We start from the raw sequence: 17,911 nt of genomic DNA, 5'->3' as shown, positions 1-17,911 counted from the left end.
TCAAAAACGGGCGGGAGAAACCCCACATGAATCCCGTTTCGAGGCCGAATCAGAACCCTGCCATATGGGCGTCCATCAGTTTTTCGATCACCGGACCGTTGGCCGCGGGGAAATCCAACGCGGGCAGGCTGTGCAGCGGCACCCACCGCACAGCGAGAACCTCGAGCGCGCGCACCTGTTCCGGTTGACGGCAGCGGCACAGGAAGAACCGCAGCCGTACGTGACGCTCGGGATATTCGAAGCTGCATTCGTGAAACAGGCTATGGACCTGGACGTCCAGGTTCACCTCTTCGCGGAACTCGCGAACGAGCGCCTGTTCGTGGGTTTCACCCGCCTCGGGCTTGCCGCCGGGGAACTCCCATTTGAGGCCGAGATGGGCTTCTTTCTTTCGTTGGGAAACCAGAATCCGGTCGCCGTCCAAAACCAGACCGACGGCGACATCAACCACGGTAGGAACGATCAAGACAACACCTCGTCGAAGCGGACATCGGGGCCATGCCGATATCCGTGTGTAAATGAAACAACCCCTCACCCGAATCGATCGGGGTGAGGGGTTGAGGCTTGGAAAGGGTGGCGCGAAAAAAGCGGAACCTTCCGCCGAGGGCTTACTTGTTGATCAGGTGACGCAGGCCTTCGGCCATGACGTCGCCCATGGTGGCACCGCCCTTATCGTTCTGCTTGGTGTACTCCTGAACGGCGCGGCGCTCCTGATCCTGACGGAGGCGACGCACACTCAGATCCACCTTGCGCTCGCGATGGCTGATGCGGCTGATGATGACCTGGATCTCCTGGCCTTCCTGGTAGTGATCACCAGGCTTGGCACCACGCGGAATATCCAATTCGTTGTTGCGCACCAGACCTTCGACGTGTTCGGCCAACTGCAGGAACACACCGAAGTCCGTGACCTTGGTGATCGCCGCGGTGATGTAATCACCTTCGCGCTGGGTCTTGGTGAACTCCAGCCAGGGATCGAGAGCCAACTGCTTCATGCCAAGGGAGACTTTCTTGTTTTCGGTGTCGACGGCGAGAATCACCACTTCGACTTCCTCGCTCTTCTTCACGTACTCGTTGGGGTCGGCAGTCCGTTCGCCCCACTTGAAATCGCTCACATGGACCAACCCGTCGATGCCGTCTTCGATTTCCACGAAGGCACCGAATTCGGTGATGTTGCGAACGCGGCCTTTGACCTTGCTGCCGACCGGGAAGCGTTCCGCGAGGGATTCCCACGGATTGTCTTCGGTCTGCTTGAGGCTGAGGCTGACGCGGCGCTTGTCCGAATCCAGATCCAGAACCTTGACACTGACGTCGTCGCCCTTCTGGAGGATCTGCCCCGGATTGCGCACTTTTTTGGTCCAGCTCATTTCAGATACGTGAATCATGCCCTCGACACCGGGCTCCAGCTCGACGAAGGCGCCGTAGCTGGTCAGGTTGAGAACCTTGCCCTTGACGGACTTGCCGGGAGGATAGTTCTCGCTGACGCTGAGCCAGGGATCGGGCGCGCACTGCTTGAGGCCGAGGCTGACTTTTTCCTTTTCAGGATCGAAGCGCAGCACCTTGACCTTGATGACATCGTCCACGGACACCAGATCCTTGGGATGGTTGATCCGGCCCCAGGACATGTCGCTGATGTGCAGCAGGCCGTCCAAGCCGCCCAGGTCGATGAAGGCACCGTAGTCGGTCACGTTCTTGACGGTTCCGTCGAGCACGGCTCCTTCTTTCAGCTTGTCGAACAGGTCTTTCCGTTTTTCCTCGTACTCGGACTGGAGAAGGTCCTTGCGAGAGAGAATCAGATTGCCACGACGACGCTGAATCTTGAGGATGCTGAAGTCGTACTTCTTGCCCAGCAAGTCTTGGTAATCTTTTTGAGGCTTGAGTGTTGCCTGCGAGGTGGGCAGAAACGCGCGTACCCCGACATCGACGATGAAACCACCCTTGACTTTCTCGATGATCGAGCCCTTGAGGGTTTCTTCGGTGTTGGCAACCTCTTCGATCTGGTCCCACACGCGCGAGATGCGCGCGCGTTCGAAAGAAAGCGGAATGTGCTGAGCTTCGGGATTGAAGCGCAGGACCATCACATCGATCTTCTCGGCTTCCTTGATTTTGCAGTTCCCTTCTTCATCCATGAACTCGGATGAAGGCACGGTACCCTCGACACGGGCACCGATATCGATGACCACGTCCTGCTCACCGATGTTGACCACCGTACCGGTCACGATTTCGCCGGGACGGTATTCGCGGAACTGATCGTACTCTTCCAAAAGCTCTTCGAAGCTTTTGCCCTCGACGGCCTCGAGGTCTTCTTCGTCATCCTGATCTTCCGTGCTCGCCGGAGCCTTCGCTTCGGCCTTGGCTTCGACGGTTTCCTCGGCCTTGGCTTCAACGGTTTCCTCAGCCACGGCTTCGACGGTTTCCTCGGCCTTGGCTTCAACAGTTTCCTCAGCCACGGCTTCGACGGTTTCCTCGGCCTTGGCTTCAGCTACTTCTTCGGTCTTCAGCTCTTCTTGATCGGGTTTGACTTCTTCTTGAGAAGCGGCCGGAGCCACCTGCTCTTTCTCTTCCACAGCGGAATTGGTTTGATTCACATCAGTTTCGTGCTCATTGGTCATGACTGTTTTAAAACCTCCAATTTGAGTTCACGTTTTGAAGGCCTTCGGACTGTCTGTATTGGTTTGTGTTGGTTTGATTCCACGCCACCCAAAAGCCAAAGATGTATTTTATCAAACAATTTCGTGAAACGGAAAAGCTAAATCCCAAATGCACAATATCTTGGCGCCCGGGAATCGGGGAAAAAAGCACCACGGGCAATGGAGTTTCGGCTCACCCTCAACAAATGCAAATGGTTAGTCCATCGAGGTCGTTTCGCGTTCGGGATTTCCGCCGCATCGCAGCGGCTGTCGACGCGGTGCGGAATTTTCCCGCTTCCCCTCGCAGGCGAGATCACCGCATCGGAACGATTTCGCACGGCACGAGACGGGCCCCATCGAGAGCGAATCGTGAGAAAACGCAACACCGCTAGAATTCCACGAGATAGGCGAGAGCAAAGCCGACCTGGGCCCAAAACATCATCAGGTACATGTGCTTCCAGGAAGGGTGGTTCTCGCTCGTGCTCAGGGCCTCGGGGTCGCGCAGAATCAGGTACACCGTGTAGCTCCCCCAAAGGATCAGAGAGGTGCCGAACAGGAGTAGCAGGGTCGGGTTACCGCTCAAGACGGCCTGACCGTCGCCGGTCTTCAAAAAGACGCCGATGGGAATCAGGAGCCAGGGGACGACGAAGCAGGGTGCGATCATGTAGGCGGCGCGGCGCACGCCGAAGCGGTGCGGCAAGGTCTCGCAACCGCCTTCCACGTCTCCCTCCAAATCACTGAAGTCCTTGGTGCTGGCCGCGCCGATCAGGAACAGGAAGAAACAGAGGCCGATATACCAGGGCTCCACGTGCCAAACCGAGGCCAAGACCGACCAACCGGCGACCTTGAGCATCAGGCCGCGGGGAATGGCGATGGTGAGGTTGGCCCCAAAAGTCAGGCGCTTGGTGCGGCCGAAGGCGGGTACGGAATAAATCAGGGTGAAAATGGCGGCGACGAGGTAGAAAAAGAAGCACTCGTGTTTGATCAGCGGCGCGGTAAGGCGTTCATACCACGTCAATCCCGGCTCCCAGACGACCAGCCAGGTCGCCGAGACGCTGATAACATAAAGAACAGCCGTCCATATGAAGGCGCCGCGCCGTGAAATGGCACCGGTCACCAGCGGTCGTTCCGGCTTGTTGATGCGATCGATCTCCAAGTCATAGATCTGGTTGATGCCGTTGCTCGCCGCGTTCAAGACACCGGCGGCCAGAGCCGCGATCGTCACCAGCCATACGGCGTCCCAACCGAACTGATCTCCGTGTGGGCTGTGTTTCGAGCCCCAGGCGGTCAGGGCTCCCGAGACGACACCCAGCATGGGCGCGATCAGGGTGAAAGGTCGAGAGAAGTCAAGGTAGTTTTTCATCGAATCAACTTGTCAACAATAAGGATGGGAAGGGTTCGCCGAACGGTTCGCCGGCGGCGCTCCTCCGAGGCACGAAGGGCCGATTGTAGCATTCGGAAGGCATGGGAACCAAAGAAGTCGTGCAACGGGGGGCACGAAGACGGTTGGAAGCGGAACGTGCGGCGAGCGGGGCTACCCGGGGTGTGACCGGGACGGGCTTCCCTGCGCACAGGCAACGTTGGGTTGATCGCTTCGGTCCGGATCCTCGAATGGCGAGGGTCGCCTGGTGCGTCAGCCTAACTCTCCAGGATCGCTCGAGTCGCTTCGAGGAGAGGGACCCATCCGATCGGGACGACCCACACCGGCACACAACGCTATCGTTGCGAGCGCTGGCAGGTTCGATCGTTTCGAGGAGTGCCCATGGCGGCAGTACCCACGAGACCAGACCGGCCCAGCCTTACCGGCCCTGCCTTACCGGCCGATTCCGGCGGTTTCCTTCGCGGAAGGGCACCCCGGGCAGGGATTCCGAAGGCACGCGGCCCCTCTTCAGAAGGTGCCGCCCGGGATCTCCAACAGCTTGGAGGCGAATACGAACTGGTACCCCTCGCGATTCAGGCGCGGCATTTCGTCCACCAGCGCTTTGATCGTGGACGGGTAGGGGTGGCCGATGGCGATGGCGCTGCCCTTGCGATCGGCGACCTCACAGGTTCGCGCCAATTGCTTCACCACGAAATCGTAGCTTTCCTCGGCGTCCAGGAAGACGTCGCGCTTGGTGGTGCGCATGCCCAGCGACTTGGCCAGGTCGTAGGCCACGGTCTGAGAGTTGGTGCGCGAATCGATCCAGTAGAGGTTGTGTTTCTTGACTTCGCTCAACACGCTCTGCATCAGGGTGCGGTTGGCGGTGATCTTGGACCCCATGTGGTTGTTCACGCCGAGCGCGAACGGCACCGTTTTCAGGGCACGGTTGACGGATTTGCGAATCTCCCCGTCGTTGAGGTAGGAGAGTATGGCGCCTTCGCCTGGATTGGCCTTGGGGAAGTTATCCGGCTCCATCGGCATGTGCAACATGACCTCGTACTGGTTTTGGTGCAGGTGGATGGAGTTGGTCGCCGAATAGGCCAGGTGCGGCAATACCGCGAACGTGATCGGGTATTTCAAGTCCAGCAAAGGTTTGATCTGACGAATCGGCTGATGGCCCACATCGTCGATGATGATCGCGATCATGGGGCGATTGACGACCGCTTGGGTTTCTTCCTGGGCGTCGATCAGTCTGGAAGGATCACCCGGCTCCAGTGGCTCGGCTTCCAAAGCGGCCAGGGCGTCGGCACCCGAAGGTTTGTCCTTGGCCGACGGTTTGCGATCGGGCTTGGCCTTCGGCTTCTGGACCACCGCGGGTTTGGCGGCGGGCTTCTTTTTTGGTTTGCGGGGCTTCTGCGTGCGTTTTCGCGACCCGTCGACGACGAAGATCAAGCGGATTTGATCGCCGTCCTCCAAGCCGATGGAGACCACCTGGACCAGTTTCCCCTTGTGACGGTTCTCCTGGCCGGGTTCGAAGCGCCCGCCCTTGCTGACCATGACGTTCTGCAAACTGCGAATGATCGCGTCCTTGCGTTTGCGCGAGGGCACTTCGATCTTCCAACGCTCGATGCCGTCCTTGGTCACCTTCTGGATGCTGGTATCGCCGTCTACCTCGGCCGCGATCAAGACGCTCTGGATCATGGCGGCGTCGACGCCGTCGTTGTCGGTCGGTAGCGGCAGATAGAGCAAGGCGAACACGGTTCCCAAAGCGAGGAATCCCATGAAAAGCGGGATCAAGACCCACTTCAGCCATCCACCACCCGACTTCTTGGTCTTGCGCGTTTTACGCGTGGTGCGCCTGCGCGCCGTCGTTTTTTTCTGTCCTGTGCTTTTTTTCGTTGCCATAACTTCCCAGTGGACCAATAGTGCATGTGGTTGGGTTGGAGACGGATAGCCCGGAAAGAACGATGAAGTGGCAATTTTCAAGCCAGGATCATGACTCGGGCTCGGGAACGGAGGGTTTGACGAAATAGGCGCCGACCGCGGCACCGGAGGTGGCCAGGTACGAAACCCCATGGGCGAAGGTGACGAGCGCCGCACCGGTCACGGGCTCCACACCCAGGAGTTGGGTCAGCCCCAATTTGGTGAAGTAGTGATAGGTGCCGATGCCGCCGGGACTGGGAAGAATCATTCCCAGGTTGGAGACAGTGAACATCATCACCGCTTCGGGGAGACTGGCGGAGACCCCAAAAACTTCCATCACATACCACAATAACACGACCGCGGCACCCCAGGTTGCCGTGTTGATCACAGCCAACACCGCATAATTCAAAGGGTTGGACAAAACCGCGAGACCCGTACTTATTTGATCGATCAAAGGCTCCAATCGCCGCCACAGCCAGGTCAGGCGATCGATCCTGAACCAGCGCAGCAGGCGCTTGAAGCTGGTGGGGGCCAACCCCAGCCAGAACAGGCCCACCAGGCCGACCAGAATCGCGGCGCTCATGGCGAAAAGCGCCGTCTCGGCGGCGGGAAACAGAGCCAGGATGCGATCGCGAAACACCAGCAGCGAGTATCCCACCAGGCCCGCAAACACCAACATGTCCAGCAGGAGGCGATCCAATACGACGGTGGCGGTGATGCTGCCGAAATCCCGACCCGTGCCGTGGCGCAGGCTTAGAATCCGAACTACTTCCCCAAGTCGGGAGGCCACGTTGGTCACGCCGTAACCCAGTGAGATGGCGCGCACAGAAGCCCACAACTCGCCTTTTTTCAGTGGTCTCGGCAAAAGATACCACCAGCGCAGTCCACGCAGGAGCAGCGTCGTGAGGGCGAGCGCCGCGGTGATTCCGGTCTCGATCCAGCCGATGCGCTGGAATTGCAGGAGGAGGCCGTTCAGATCCACATTTCGGAAGGCAAAAAACAGGAAGGCGCCGGCCAGGACCATGCCGACCAGGGTTGGCCAGTGTTTCGTCAAGCGGTTCGACATCATTAAATCCGCAATCATGGAAATGCCCTCGTTCGCACACGCGACGACGGGGCGCGGCGAGGGAAGGCTCATCCTAGCACAGGGCCAGGCACTTGACACGAGCCCGACCCAGGGTTCTCGAAGCGCGCGGACTGACCACTTCGAGCGCGCCGAACGACGTCCCGGCGCGGTACTGGATCGGGCTGATGGCCGCCGAAATCGCCCCAAGATCCACAACCCGGAGAAAACACGATCCAAGTATCTCACGCGAAAAAGGTTAAATTTACCCCAAGCGTTGTCAGCCCGCCACATTTCGGTTTTGCTTGTACCGGGACTCGGGGCATAATAAGATCGGTTTTTTGTCTCCACTCGCCCTTATCACTCCCTTTCAACCCAAACCCCTTTGCAACGGAGATCTCTCTTGTCGTCTTCGATCCGGACACCAGCGATGGCCCGACCCGGTATTCGAGCGCCCCAACCGCCATGGGTACGGCTCCGCCCCCATCGGACCACCTCCGAAACGAGACGGTTTCTTCACCATATCAAGACGGCGCCCATGCCCGCCGCCGTCGACGGATATCGCTTCGATCGGACCTGGTCTCGCAGGAGCGACATCTCATGCTGAAGTCCAAACCACGTTGGGCCTTCCTGAGCCTCGCCCTGATTCCGCTGCTGGTGCTTTTCTACCAAAAATCCGTGGCCGTTCGTCCTTCGGAGCACTTTGCGTTCATCGACTCGCTCAATCGCCTCAAAGCCTGGGAGGGCGGCCTTTCGCGCGACCTGATGAAAACGACCTACGGCCTGCTTTCCCACGTCGGCCCGGCTTCCCAGAGCAACAAGGTGCCCGAGCACCTGCTGGCACGTCTCGAAACGGTTCCCGATTTCATCGACCCCAAGGGCATCACGGCGATTCAGAGCGATCTGAGAACCTACCGCCGCATCCTCGAAAAGAAAGTCGAGTTGCTGGAAAAGTACAAGACCCGCTATGCCATTCTGCGCAACTCACTGCGTTACTTCCCGGTGCTGTCCAACGATTTGGCCCTGGAGCTGGAAAACCGGCCGAAGCGCGACCGCCGCGCCAGCCTGATCAAGGACCTCCAGAACAAGGTCCTGCTGTACCACATGGCTTCCGCCCAGGAAGTGGTCCACTCACAGAGCATTCTCTCCGTGAACAAAATGCGCACCGAGATGGAAGCGCAAATCAAGACCCTCGAAGCGCTCATCAACCAGACGCCGGACGACCCCACCAACCCGGATTTCCTGATCATCATCAACCACATCAAGAACATCCTGGAGCGCAAGCAGGAGATCGACAACGTCCTGCACGTCTACAACATCGCCCTGCAACCCCAATCCTCCCAGATCTACGGCTCGATCAACGCGACCTACAACCACTACTACGAGCTGGCCCAAACCCGGGCGAACTACTACCGGCTCTGGCTGTTCTCCTGTTCGGTCGTGCTGGTGGGCGCCATCATCCTCGCGTTCATTCGTCTCGCGGTGATTTCCGGCAACCTGAAAACGGCCAACGACCGCCTGGAAGATTACAGCAAGAACCTGGAACGCATGGTTCAGTCGCGCACCCTGGAGCTCAAGGACAAGAACGAAACCTTGGAAACCACCCTGGAAAAGCTCCAAACCATGCGGGATCAGATGGTCATCCAGGAAAAAATGGCCTCGCTCGGGGCACTTACGGCGGGGATCGCCCACGAGATCCAGGATCCGCTCAACGACTTGGCGGGCCGCGCCCACCTGGCCAAGGAGAGCGCGCGCCATTTGACCACCGAGATGAAAGCGCGGCGCAAGCTGGCGACCCGCAAGGGCCAGCAGGAACTGGTGCGTCAAACCGAAGACCTGAGCGACATGATCGAGCACATTCTCGATCACGAGAAACGGCTGCAGAAGATCTTGCGCGGCATGATGATGCACTCTCAAAACAACCAGTCGGAGCAGGGGCAGACGGATCTGAACACGCTGATCGAAGAGTTCCTGCGACTGACCTATTACGGCATGAAGGCCAAGGATCCCGCCTTTGCGGTGATCGTCGAAAAGGATCTGGATCCCGAGGTGGGCAGCCTCCAACTCCAGCCCCAGGACATGGGCCAGGTGCTGATCAATCTGTTCAACAACGCCTTTTATGCCTTGCAACAACAGAAGACCAATCTGGGGGATGCCTTCGAACCACGCCTCGAGGTCACCACCAAGAACAGCCCCAACCGCGTCATCACGCGCATTCGCGACAACGGTCCCGGCATTCCCGAGGAGATTCGCCGCAAGATCTTCAAACCCTTCTTCACGACCAAACCCTTGGGAGAAGGCACCGGCCTGGGTCTTTCCATCAGTTGGGAAATCATCACCGAGGAGCATCAGGGCGAACTGAAGGTCACTTCGGAAGAGGGTCGTTTCACGGAGTTCACCATCGTCCTGCCCAAAAAAATCAAGTCGGCCACGGTCACCGAAAAAACCCCGGCTTGACCGGCTTTTCGACGAGATCGCGACGGCCGGAATCGCCACCCACTCGGGAAAGCGGTTGCGTGCCTTCCGAGTTGCGATAAAATGGCGCCGCCTGGGACGCCGCCTCCTCGGGTCCACGCGACCGAATCCCATTCCGAGGGATTCGATCTCGACCATCGCGCGGCAGATCACCGGCAGAGTCCGGAAACGAATTGGAGCAGTTCGATGACTGAATCACAAGTAAATGCCGCCGAGGCCGCGGCCGACGAATCCCTGATTTCGATCGAGGATTTCATGAAGGTCGACCTGCGTGTCGGCAAGATCCTCACCTGCGAGAAGGTCCCCAAATCCAAGAAACTCCTCAAAATGGAAGTGGACCTCGGCAACGAGACGCGCCAGATCCTGGCCGGCATGGCGCCTTATTACCTTCCCGAAGAAATGATCGGCCGCCGCGTCGTGGTGGTCGCCAACCTGAAGCCCGCCAAATTGATGGGCCTGGAATCCCAGGGCATGATGCTGGCCGCGGCGCCGGACCACGAAGGCGCCTGCCCGGCACTGCTGACCCTGCCCGAGGGCATGCCCCTGGGCGCGAAGGTGCGTTGATGTCATCGACCGCGGCAAGCGATTCCTATCGCGACTACTACCGAGAGATCGAGCTTCATTGGTCCTGGCGACGGGAAAAGCAAATCATCGTGTCGCCAATGGAGTTCGAGCAGATGGAAGCCTGGCATCAGGCCGACATTCCGCTTGCCGTGGTCCTGCGCGCCATCGATCTCTTCATCGAGAAAAAGAAGAAATCCAACCGCCGCAAGTCCCACCTGCTGAGCAGCGTCGACGGTACCGTGCAGAAAGTTCACCGTGAGTACCAAATGCTCCACAAGGGCGAAGGCGTGTCGGAAGAGACCGGCAACCTGCTGGAAAGCAAAATCAAGACGCTGACCACCAAACTGCGCAAGCTGGCCAAGGAGCACGAGGCGCACCGACCGGCCATCGAGGGCATCGGCGCCGAGCTGGCCGCCATCGATCCGAACGACATCGTCGAAACCGACGACCTGGACAAGATCCTCGAAACCCTGGATCGAAAGTTGGTGGATCACTTCCACCATCAGGTGCTGCCCGCACAGGAACGCCAATACATCGTCGAAGATGTCTCGGAAATCTTGACCGAGGACGAGGATCCCGTCCTGTTCGGCAAGATGATCGCCGATTCGGTACGCGCCCATTTCGGCCTGCCCCGCCTCAACCTGTTGAGCTGACCGGGTTCCGACACCGCGAGTACCGCGCCACGCATATCGCTCCGAACGGTTACCTCACTGGAGCGGCGCCAGCAATCGCGCGACCCGGGCCGCAACTCGGAACCAGATGGGCCGAGCCTCGAATTCCTCGACGCCGATCTGGCGCGCATCGCGAAAATCCTGTTCCAACATCTCGGCCACTTCGGTCGCGAAGGTCCGGTCCACCGAGAGCAAGGTCATTTCAAAATTGATGTAGAGGGACCGGTAATCCAAATTGGCCGTGCCCACCGCCGCGACATCGTCATCGACCAACATGACCTTCTGGTGCAGGAACCCCGGTTGATAGCGATAGAACTTGACGCCGCTGGGCGCCATTTCCTCGATGTAGGTGAAGCCCGAAAGGTAGACCAACAGGTGATCGGGCTTCTGAGGCACCAGAATGCGAACGTCTACCCCGCGAATCACCGCGAGTTCCAACGCGGCCACCACCTGATCGTCGGGTACGAAATAGGGACTCGCGATCCAGAGGCGTTCACGAGCCTGGTGAATGACGTGTACAAAAAAGAGACTGCCGGTATTGAGTTCGTCCGCCGGCCCCCAGGGCAGCACCAACACCTTTTGACCGGGAATCGCGACGGCCCGCGGGGACCAACGCAGCTCCAGGGTCTCCTGGGTGGCCCAGTGCCAATCTTCCAGAAAGGAAAGCTGAATGCAGGGCACGGCCGGTCCCTCGATCCAGATATGGGTATCGCGCCAGCGTCCGAAATAGTCATTGCGCCCCAGGTACTGGTCGCCCACGTTGTGGCCGCCGACAAACGCCTTGGTGCCGTCGACCACCACGATCTTGCGGTGATTGCGAAAATTGATCTGAAAACGTTTGCCCAAACCCAGGGCCGTGCGAAAGGAAGCCACGTAACCGCCCGCCATCCGAACCTGGTCCAGGCTGACTTCGGGCGGCTCGACACTGCCCAAATCGTCGTAAAGCAGGTAGACGCGCACCCCACGTCGGGCGACTTCGGCCAGCTTCCGGCAGAACTCGTGTCCTATAGTGGACCCCGTTGTCTAGACCAAAAGGTGCCAAACTTAAGCTTCGGTGGCGTGGTACACCTCGGAGGGTTTCTGGTTGCCGAGCGATTGATGTGGCCGCTCGTTGTTGTAGTGTTCAAAGTACCTGTGAAGCCCATGGTACAGTTCCAGGCCGTTTTCGTAACTGTGCAGGTAGATGTGCTCGTATTTCACCGAACGCCACAATCGTTCCACAAACACGTTGTCCAGTGCGCGTCCCTTGCCGTCCATGCTGATCTGAACCTCTGCCTCCTGAAGGATTTCGGTGAATTTCGGGCTCGTGAATTGCGCGCCTTGATCGGTGTTGAATATCGAAGGTTTCTTGTTTTGCAGCGCGCGTCTCAGAACCTCGCGGCAAAAGGCTCCATCCAGCGTGTTGGAGATTTCCCAAGCCACCACGTACCGGCTGTACCAGTCGATAATCACCGTCAGGTACATGTAGCCTCGCCGCATCGGCACATAGGTGATGTCGGTGCTCCAAACGTGGTTGGGATGGGTGATGGTCAGGTCTCGCAGTAAGTAAGGATACACGCGATGGGCCGGGTTGGCCGCGCTGGTGCGAGGCTTGGGATATACGGCCTCCAGGGCCATCAACCGCATGAGCCGTTGAATCCGTTTCCGGTTGACCGCATACCCTCGATCTCGTAGGAAGGCGGCCATGCGTCGGCTGCCGAAGTAGGGGAAATCCAGGTAAATACGATCGATCTCCGACATCAAGGCCAGGTTTTCGGGCCTCTCGGGTCGCGGCTCGTAGTAGTACGAGGCTCGCGATAACCCAAGCAAGGCGCACTGCCGGCGAATGCTCAACCGGCGGTGATGGGGTTCGATGCACAGCCGTTTCTCCTCAATGCAGGGATTCAGATTTTTTTTTGAGCCAGTCGAGCTCCACCTGGAGACGACCGATTTGTTCGTAAAGCTTGCCGATTTCCGGTGATTCGCCGGCGGGTTTTCGAGGAACCTTCCCGCTCTCGAACACCTCCGGCAGGGACTCGATCACCTGCTTTTTCCAGCGGTTGATCAGGGTCGGGTGGATCCCGTACTGGGCTGACAGTTCCGAGACCGTTTTGATGCCGCGGATCGCTTCCAAAGCCACCCGGGACTTGAACTTGGGATCGTGATTGTTGCGCTTCCTAGCCAAAACTCGGTTTACCTCTCTCCGGCTCCGCAGTAGCTGTTGGCCGAGGGGGATATAAACGGACGAACGACCATGGTGTTAGGGTGGACCCCTGGCGCACCATGGACATCTTGATGGCGCAGCTTGCTGGGCCGTCAAGGTGTCCCCTGGGGTACGAGGGGTGGGCCCCAACACTATGGTGGAGCGCCCGCTTTATGCTCCCCCTTGGCTCTCTGCCCCGCTGTTTACCCGAGGTCCCACCTTAACGCTTTTGAAGCTTAGCTCCTGGTCTCGATTATGGGGTCCATTATATCCGAAGGCATCGGCGTGAATCGAGAAAAACTGGACGAGGACGTACTCGCGAGCTTCGCGCAAGGCCGCGAACATGGCCGCGAAGCTATCCTCGCCATCCACCAGCAGGCCGGACCGGTTCCCCTGGGTGAACGGCATCTTGGCCAGGTGCTCCAGGGCACCATAGGATGCGGCCGCGGTATTGGGTTCGATCCGGAAGGGCTTCAGGACCTTTGCCAGCGAGCCCGCGGCACCGTAGATCGCCTTGATTTCGGCGCGGCGCGCGTGAACGTAGCCGTGAAATCGACGCTGGCCGAACACCCAATACATCGGCAAGGCGAAGTAGGGCAGCAGGACCAGGGAAATCGCCCAGGCGACCGCCCCTTGCGGCGACCGCCCCTTCATGACGGCATCCACCGCGTTCAGCGCACCCAGAACATGCACCAAGGTAACCAGCAATCCGACCAGTGTCACATCATCGAACACGGGGGCCCACTCCCAAAACATCTAAACTACGATGCGGAGAGGGTTTATTGTAAGCCATTTTCGGGGGGATACCGAGGCTCGCGTTTGGGGTCGCACCCGTTTCGGGGTCGTCAAAGCAGGGTCTTGATCGGCATCCCGTAGATCGCCATCAATAGGCCTCCACGCACCAACAAGGCGATACAACCCTGCTCTCCCTCGGAGGTGTGATTGACCCAGGTGCCGAACCTGGCGTAGAAGCCACCCTGCGTGAAAAAGTCGAACAGGGGCGTAAAGGAAAGGTAGTACCCGAGGACCACAAGTCCGAAAAGAAAAGCCATGGGCCCTTGTTCCTCCCCGAACACGACGTAGACGTCACCAATCAGCAAAAAGAGACCAAACCAGATGATCGCCGGAATGGGAAGAAACCATTTCATATCGCCTCCAGGAAAGAACGGGAGCCTTTTTCGATCGTCTCATCCAACAGGGCGAAAAAAAATCCCCCGGAGGTGACGTCGCGAGGGTGAAAAATCGGCACCCCCCATTGGCCATGGCCTCGCGTGATCGAATTCATGGAACGGCGTTCCGCCAGTAAGATCCCACCGTCGGGGCCAATCTCACCCCCAATCTCCAAGCAGCGCCCGCTGCAACGTGGACCCGATATCCCGAAGCCCGTTCGAGAGGTCACGGGATCGCGCCTTCCCGAAGGCAAATTTGACAGTTATGGATTGCTCCGATTCTCGATGGGCACTAGACTAGGTTAAACTTTTCTCGATCTCGCGCGCCATCTGCCGGCGCTCCCCAACCAATCGCTTCCAGCTCGTCGGGAACCGGGCTCACCGGGCCTTCACGACGGGCACATCAACGCATCCATGCCTCATGCTCGTCGATCGACGACCGATCGAATCCTTGTCGGGTCACCCTCAATCTTCGCAAAGACGGAATGCCATGCTTTGGATCACCACCCTGCTGCTGTTTTGGACCGATGCCCCTCCCCCGGAGGAATTCAACCTGGAAGCCGAAAGCGCGGAAGTTCTTCAGTGGATCGATTTCCTGGAAATGGAACGGCAAGAACAAACGCGGGGAGCCCTAGAGCGCGCCACTTATTTCGTGCCGCGCTTCAAGGACATCTTCCGTCAGGAAGGCGTACCGGAGAACCTGGTTTGGCTGGCCTTGATCGAAAGCAGCTTCCGCAACCACGCCACCAGCAGCAGTGCCGCGGTTGGGATGTTCCAATTCAAGGCCGAAACGGCCACCGCCTTCGGCCTGAAAGTCAACGGACACGTCGATGAACGGCGCCAGCCTCACGCGGCAGCCCGCGCCTCGGCGAGATACCTGGCCTACCTGCGCTCGAAGTTCGATTCCTGGGAACTGGTCTTGGCGGCCTACAACCTGGGCGAAGGCGACCTGCGCCGCGCGATGCAGGCCCGCGACGTACTCACCTGGTTGGAAATCAAGCCCTTCGTTCGGGAGCAAACCCAGAATTACGTAGGCAAAGTCAAGGCCGCGGCGCTGATCGGGAACCGTCATCTGGCGCAGTTCGCCGACAACCCCGTCACGCCGCTGTACTACGAGGTTCGCAAGGGCGATACCCTCTATCGCATCGCCCGCAATCACGGCATCGAGGTCGATCTCCTCATGCAGGCCAACGGGCTCGGAAACAGTGCCATTCGCGAGGGCCAGACCCTTCTCATTCCTCCCGCCACGTTCTCAAACCAATAGGATTCAGGCACTTATCCTTTTTTCACATTTTTTTCGGTTTTGCCCTTGAAGCTTGAAACAACATCCGGTATGCTTTGGGCTTGTTCGACAGTGGAGGGCGTAGCTCAGTTGGTAGAGCACTGGATTGTGGCTCCAGCGGTCGTGGGTTCAAGCCCCATCGTCCTCCCCACCTTCCCCTTCCTTCTTTAAATGCAACAAAAGCCGGCCAATGGGCCGGCTTTTTGCGTTTCAGGCGTCCGTTCGGCTCCGATCCCATCGGCGGACCCCCTCTCGCCGACTCGCGAATCGACCCCGTTCAATTTTTCTCCCAACGCATCTTCGCCGGGCATTCTGATATAATCACCCCACAAAAATAAGCTCGATCGTTTTTCAAATGTGCTCCGGGGTGGTGGCTATGAATATCACGCGTTTTCTGATCGCCTTTATCCTTCCCTTCCTTCTGTTGGCCGGATATCTGGCCGGAGGCGCCTGGCACCTGCTCACGCCTCTGTTCGTGTTCGGTGTGATTCCCCTCCTGGATTTCGCGGTGGGGCGTAACACCACCAACATTCCCGAGGAAAGCTACCGCCACTGGAGCGATGCCAAACTGTTTCGCTGGATTACCTTCCTGTACGTGCCGCTTCATTGGGTGATCATCATGGGCGGCGTCGCCCTGCTGCGTCAAAGCACGCTGCCAAACTGGGAGCTGTTTCTGTTTGCGATTTCGACCGGGTTGGTCACGGGCGGGGTCGGCATCACCTTGGCCCATGAGCTGGGCCACCGTTCCACCCGGCTCGAACAATTTCTGGCCAAATCTCTATTGTTGCCAGTGTGTTACCTTCACTTTTTCATCGAACACAACAAGGGACACCACGCCAACGTGGGTACGCCCAACGATCCGGCCACGGCACGCTTCGGCGAGCCCGTATATCGTTTCATCCCGCGCTCGGTGATCGGCGGGTTCCGACATGCGTGTGAGATCGAGGCACGCCGACTGGACAGAAAGGGCATCGCGATCTGGTCCCACCACAACGCCATGATCTGGTACGTCGCACTCCAAGTGCTGCTCGCCCTCCTGGTGGTCGTGATTTCCGGTTTTCCAGGACTGGTGTTTTTCCTGACACAGGCAATCGTGGCGTTCACGCTACTTGAACTCGTCAACTACGTAGAGCATTACGGGCTCAGCCGAGAACAGACGGTATCCGGCCGTTACGAGAAGGTGAACCCACTCCACTCCTGGAATGCCAGCGAAACGGTCACCAACAGTTTCCTTTTCAACCTGCAGCGGCACTCCGATCACCACGCCAATCCCGGCCGCCGATACCAAACGCTGCGCCATTTCGATGAAAGCCCCCAGCTTCCCACCGGTTATGCGGGGATGATATTATTGGCGCTGGTTCCTCCGCTCTGGCAAAGAGTCATGCACCCAAGAATTTTCGCACACCGGAAGATCTCTACCTCGTAGCCTACCTCACTCGCAAGCTTCCTGCCCCGACGATGAAAAGCCCTGCCACTACCGCGCTTGCTCCGTCGAAAAACCCTCGAGGTGCCTTCGCGTACACCTCCGATTTTTCTCCCTCGCAAGCCTTGTGTTGTCAGCCATGTTCATCACCTCGCGCCGAATCATCACGAGAAAGTAGGCTAGCGCCTCCATAGCGGACCCTCCGGTACGGAACCAAGAGAGGAAATTGCGGTGAACATCGTCATGGGCGGCGCCGGCGGAATGATCGGCCAAGCGCTGTCGCAAGCATTTCAGGAAGATGGCGCGGACATCCATCGACTGGTTCGTCCTTCATCCGACAAAGGGCGTCAAGATCGAACCGTGGCCTGGGACCCGGAACAGGGCACCATCGATGCAGCCAAACTGGAGGGCAAGGACGCGGTCGTCCATTTGGGCGGCGAAAGCCTGGTCTCGGGATACTGGAGCGAAGCACGCAAAAAACGCATTCGCGACAGTCGAGTCAAAAGCACGGAACTGCTGGGTAAAACCTTGGCGGGCCTGCAAAACCCACCCAAGACCTTCGTGTGTGCCTCGGCTATCGGCTTCTATGACCAACACGCGAATACGAAACTGGACGAGACGGCTCCGTCGGGCAAGGGCTTTCTCGCCGATGTCTGTTCGGATTGGGAAGCGGCGACCCGCGACGCCGCCAACGCGGGCATCCGCGTGGTCAACGCCCGAATCGGCATCGTCTTGACGCCCAAGGGCGGCGCGCTGGCAAAAATGCTGACTCCGTTTAAAATGGGAGTAGGCGGTCGCCTCGGCTCCGGTCGCCAGGGCATGAGTTGGATCGCCCTGACGGACGTGGTCAGGGCGTTGCAATTCTGTGTGCATCACGGCTCGCTGTCCGGGCCCGTCAACCTGACCGCACCGAACCCCGTGGACAATCGCGAGTTCACCCGAATTCTGGGAAAAGTCCTGCACCGACCGACGCTCTTCCCGGTTCCCGGATTCGCGATTCGGTTGGCGATGGGCGAAATGGGCAGAGCCTTGCTGCTGTCGGGTGCCCAAATCCTTCCGACAAAGCTGAATCAGGCCGGATTCCAATTCCAATCTGCGGAGCTCGAATCGGCCTTGATCCACGAGCTCGGCCATTGAAAACCGCGCAAGCCATGGGTTTTCAGCTAAGATTAACG

15 protein-coding genes and 1 tRNA gene are annotated in these 17,911 nt (G+C 58.7%); 7 read left to right on the top strand and 9 right to left on the bottom strand.

Annotated features, from left to right (window positions below):
• Positions 1-49: 49 nt before the first annotated feature.
• The 5 genes from mutT to J3U87_RS21840 all read right to left on the bottom strand — a co-directional run bounded on the left by mutT (position 50) and on the right by J3U87_RS21840 (position 6,991).
• Positions 50-463, bottom strand: a complete 414-nt coding sequence (mutT, locus tag J3U87_RS21860; RefSeq protein ID WP_237377904.1) for an 8-oxo-dGTP diphosphatase MutT — start codon at positions 461-463, stop codon at positions 50-52.
• Between the two features lie 142 nt (positions 464-605).
• Positions 606-2,606, bottom strand: a complete 2,001-nt coding sequence (locus tag J3U87_RS21855) for a 30S ribosomal protein S1 (protein WP_237377903.1) — start codon at positions 2,604-2,606, stop codon at positions 606-608.
• 406 nt (positions 2,607-3,012) lie between these two features.
• A complete protein-coding gene (locus J3U87_RS21850) occupies positions 3,013-3,987 on the bottom strand; it encodes a UbiA family prenyltransferase (RefSeq protein ID WP_237377902.1) in 975 nt (324 codons plus the stop codon).
• A 525-nt stretch (positions 3,988-4,512) separates the two neighbouring features.
• Positions 4,513-5,889 carry a divergent polysaccharide deacetylase family protein gene (locus J3U87_RS21845; protein WP_237377901.1) on the bottom strand — a complete coding sequence of 459 codons (1,377 nt, stop codon included), beginning with the start codon at positions 5,887-5,889 and terminating at the stop codon, positions 4,513-4,515.
• Positions 5,890-5,977: 88 nt separating this feature from the next.
• Entirely contained in the window at positions 5,978-6,991 is a 1,014-nt protein-coding gene (locus J3U87_RS21840) for a lysylphosphatidylglycerol synthase transmembrane domain-containing protein (RefSeq protein WP_237377900.1), read from the bottom strand.
• 579 nt (positions 6,992-7,570) lie between these two features.
• Between J3U87_RS21840 and J3U87_RS21835 the strand changes: the two genes are divergently transcribed.
• From J3U87_RS21835 to J3U87_RS21825, 3 genes are all read left to right on the top strand, one after another.
• Positions 7,571-9,427 (top strand): DAHL domain-containing protein, encoded by a 1,857-nt coding sequence (locus J3U87_RS21835; protein ID WP_237377899.1) that lies wholly within the window; start codon positions 7,571-7,573, stop codon positions 9,425-9,427.
• 204 nt (positions 9,428-9,631) lie between these two features.
• On the top strand, positions 9,632-10,009 hold the full coding sequence (gene metG / locus J3U87_RS21830) for a methionine--tRNA ligase subunit beta (RefSeq protein ID WP_237377898.1): 378 nt from the start codon (positions 9,632-9,634) through the stop codon (positions 10,007-10,009).
• On the top strand, positions 10,009-10,662 hold the full coding sequence (locus J3U87_RS21825) for a hypothetical protein (protein ID WP_237377897.1): 654 nt from the start codon (positions 10,009-10,011) through the stop codon (positions 10,660-10,662). Before metG ends, J3U87_RS21825 begins: the two co-directional genes overlap by 1 nt.
• Positions 10,663-10,716: 54 nt before the next feature.
• On the opposite strand, the gene cls is transcribed toward J3U87_RS21825, so the two are convergent.
• The 4 genes from cls to J3U87_RS21805 all read right to left on the bottom strand — a co-directional run bounded on the left by cls (position 10,717) and on the right by J3U87_RS21805 (position 14,010).
• On the bottom strand, positions 10,717-11,688 hold the full coding sequence (cls, locus tag J3U87_RS21820) for a cardiolipin synthase (RefSeq protein WP_272932516.1): 972 nt from the start codon (positions 11,686-11,688) through the stop codon (positions 10,717-10,719).
• A 36-nt stretch (positions 11,689-11,724) separates the two neighbouring features.
• A protein-coding gene (locus J3U87_RS21815; RefSeq protein WP_420038218.1) for an IS3 family transposase occupies positions 11,725-12,844 on the bottom strand; the annotation gives its coding sequence in 2 pieces (ribosomal slippage) (positions 11,725-12,556 and positions 12,555-12,844; 1,122 coding nt in all).
• Between the two features lie 189 nt (positions 12,845-13,033).
• Positions 13,034-13,597 carry a PLDc N-terminal domain-containing protein gene (locus tag J3U87_RS21810; RefSeq protein WP_237377894.1) on the bottom strand — a complete coding sequence of 188 codons (564 nt, stop codon included), beginning with the start codon at positions 13,595-13,597 and terminating at the stop codon, positions 13,034-13,036.
• 110 nt (positions 13,598-13,707) lie between these two features.
• Positions 13,708-14,010 carry a hypothetical protein gene (locus J3U87_RS21805; RefSeq protein WP_237377893.1) on the bottom strand — a complete coding sequence of 101 codons (303 nt, stop codon included), beginning with the start codon at positions 14,008-14,010 and terminating at the stop codon, positions 13,708-13,710.
• Positions 14,011-14,521: 511 nt separating this feature from the next.
• Here J3U87_RS21805 and J3U87_RS21800 point away from each other — a divergent pair.
• The 4 genes from J3U87_RS21800 (at position 14,522) to J3U87_RS21785 (ending at position 17,873) form a co-directional block, all read left to right on the top strand.
• Positions 14,522-15,295, top strand: a complete 774-nt coding sequence (locus J3U87_RS21800; RefSeq protein WP_237377892.1) for a transglycosylase SLT domain-containing protein — start codon at positions 14,522-14,524, stop codon at positions 15,293-15,295.
• A gap of 93 nt (positions 15,296-15,388) precedes the next feature.
• Positions 15,389-15,464: transfer RNA gene (locus J3U87_RS21795), tRNA-His, on the top strand.
• Between the two features lie 225 nt (positions 15,465-15,689).
• Positions 15,690-16,739 carry an alkane 1-monooxygenase gene (locus J3U87_RS21790; protein ID WP_237377891.1) on the top strand — a complete coding sequence of 350 codons (1,050 nt, stop codon included), beginning with the start codon at positions 15,690-15,692 and terminating at the stop codon, positions 16,737-16,739.
• A gap of 228 nt (positions 16,740-16,967) precedes the next feature.
• On the top strand, positions 16,968-17,873 hold the full coding sequence (locus J3U87_RS21785; RefSeq protein WP_237377890.1) for a TIGR01777 family oxidoreductase: 906 nt from the start codon (positions 16,968-16,970) through the stop codon (positions 17,871-17,873).
• Positions 17,874-17,911: the final 38 nt, after the last annotated feature.

The organism is Sulfidibacter corallicola, assembly GCF_017498545.1.
GTDB classification, from domain to species: domain Bacteria; phylum Acidobacteriota; class Holophagae; order Acanthopleuribacterales; family Acanthopleuribacteraceae; genus Sulfidibacter; species Sulfidibacter corallicola.
The sequence above is the reverse complement of the archived record's forward strand: the minus strand, read 5'-3'. Positions and strand labels throughout refer to the sequence as shown.

What these genes read in the sequence shown, in the direction of transcription:
- J3U87_RS21855 (WP_237377903.1), bottom strand. Translation starts at nt 2,606, where the DNA reads ATGACCAATGAGCACGAAACTGATGTGAATCAAACCAATTCCGCTGTG.
- J3U87_RS21850 (WP_237377902.1), bottom strand. Translation starts at nt 3,987, where the DNA reads ATGAAAAACTACCTTGACTTCTCTCGACCTTTCACCCTGATCGCGCCC.
- J3U87_RS21845 (WP_237377901.1), bottom strand. Translation starts at nt 5,889, where the DNA reads ATGGCAACGAAAAAAAGCACAGGACAGAAAAAAACGACGGCGCGCAGG.
- J3U87_RS21840 (WP_237377900.1), bottom strand. Translation starts at nt 6,991, where the DNA reads ATGATTGCGGATTTAATGATGTCGAACCGCTTGACGAAACACTGGCCA.
- J3U87_RS21835 (WP_237377899.1), top strand. Translation starts at nt 7,571, where the DNA reads ATGCTGAAGTCCAAACCACGTTGGGCCTTCCTGAGCCTCGCCCTGATT.
- metG (WP_237377898.1), top strand. Translation starts at nt 9,632, where the DNA reads ATGACTGAATCACAAGTAAATGCCGCCGAGGCCGCGGCCGACGAATCC.
- J3U87_RS21825 (WP_237377897.1), top strand. Translation starts at nt 10,009, where the DNA reads ATGTCATCGACCGCGGCAAGCGATTCCTATCGCGACTACTACCGAGAG.
- J3U87_RS21805 (WP_237377893.1), bottom strand. Translation starts at nt 14,010, where the DNA reads ATGAAATGGTTTCTTCCCATTCCGGCGATCATCTGGTTTGGTCTCTTT.
- J3U87_RS21800 (WP_237377892.1), top strand. Translation starts at nt 14,522, where the DNA reads ATGCTTTGGATCACCACCCTGCTGCTGTTTTGGACCGATGCCCCTCCC.
- J3U87_RS21790 (WP_237377891.1), top strand. Translation starts at nt 15,690, where the DNA reads ATGAATATCACGCGTTTTCTGATCGCCTTTATCCTTCCCTTCCTTCTG.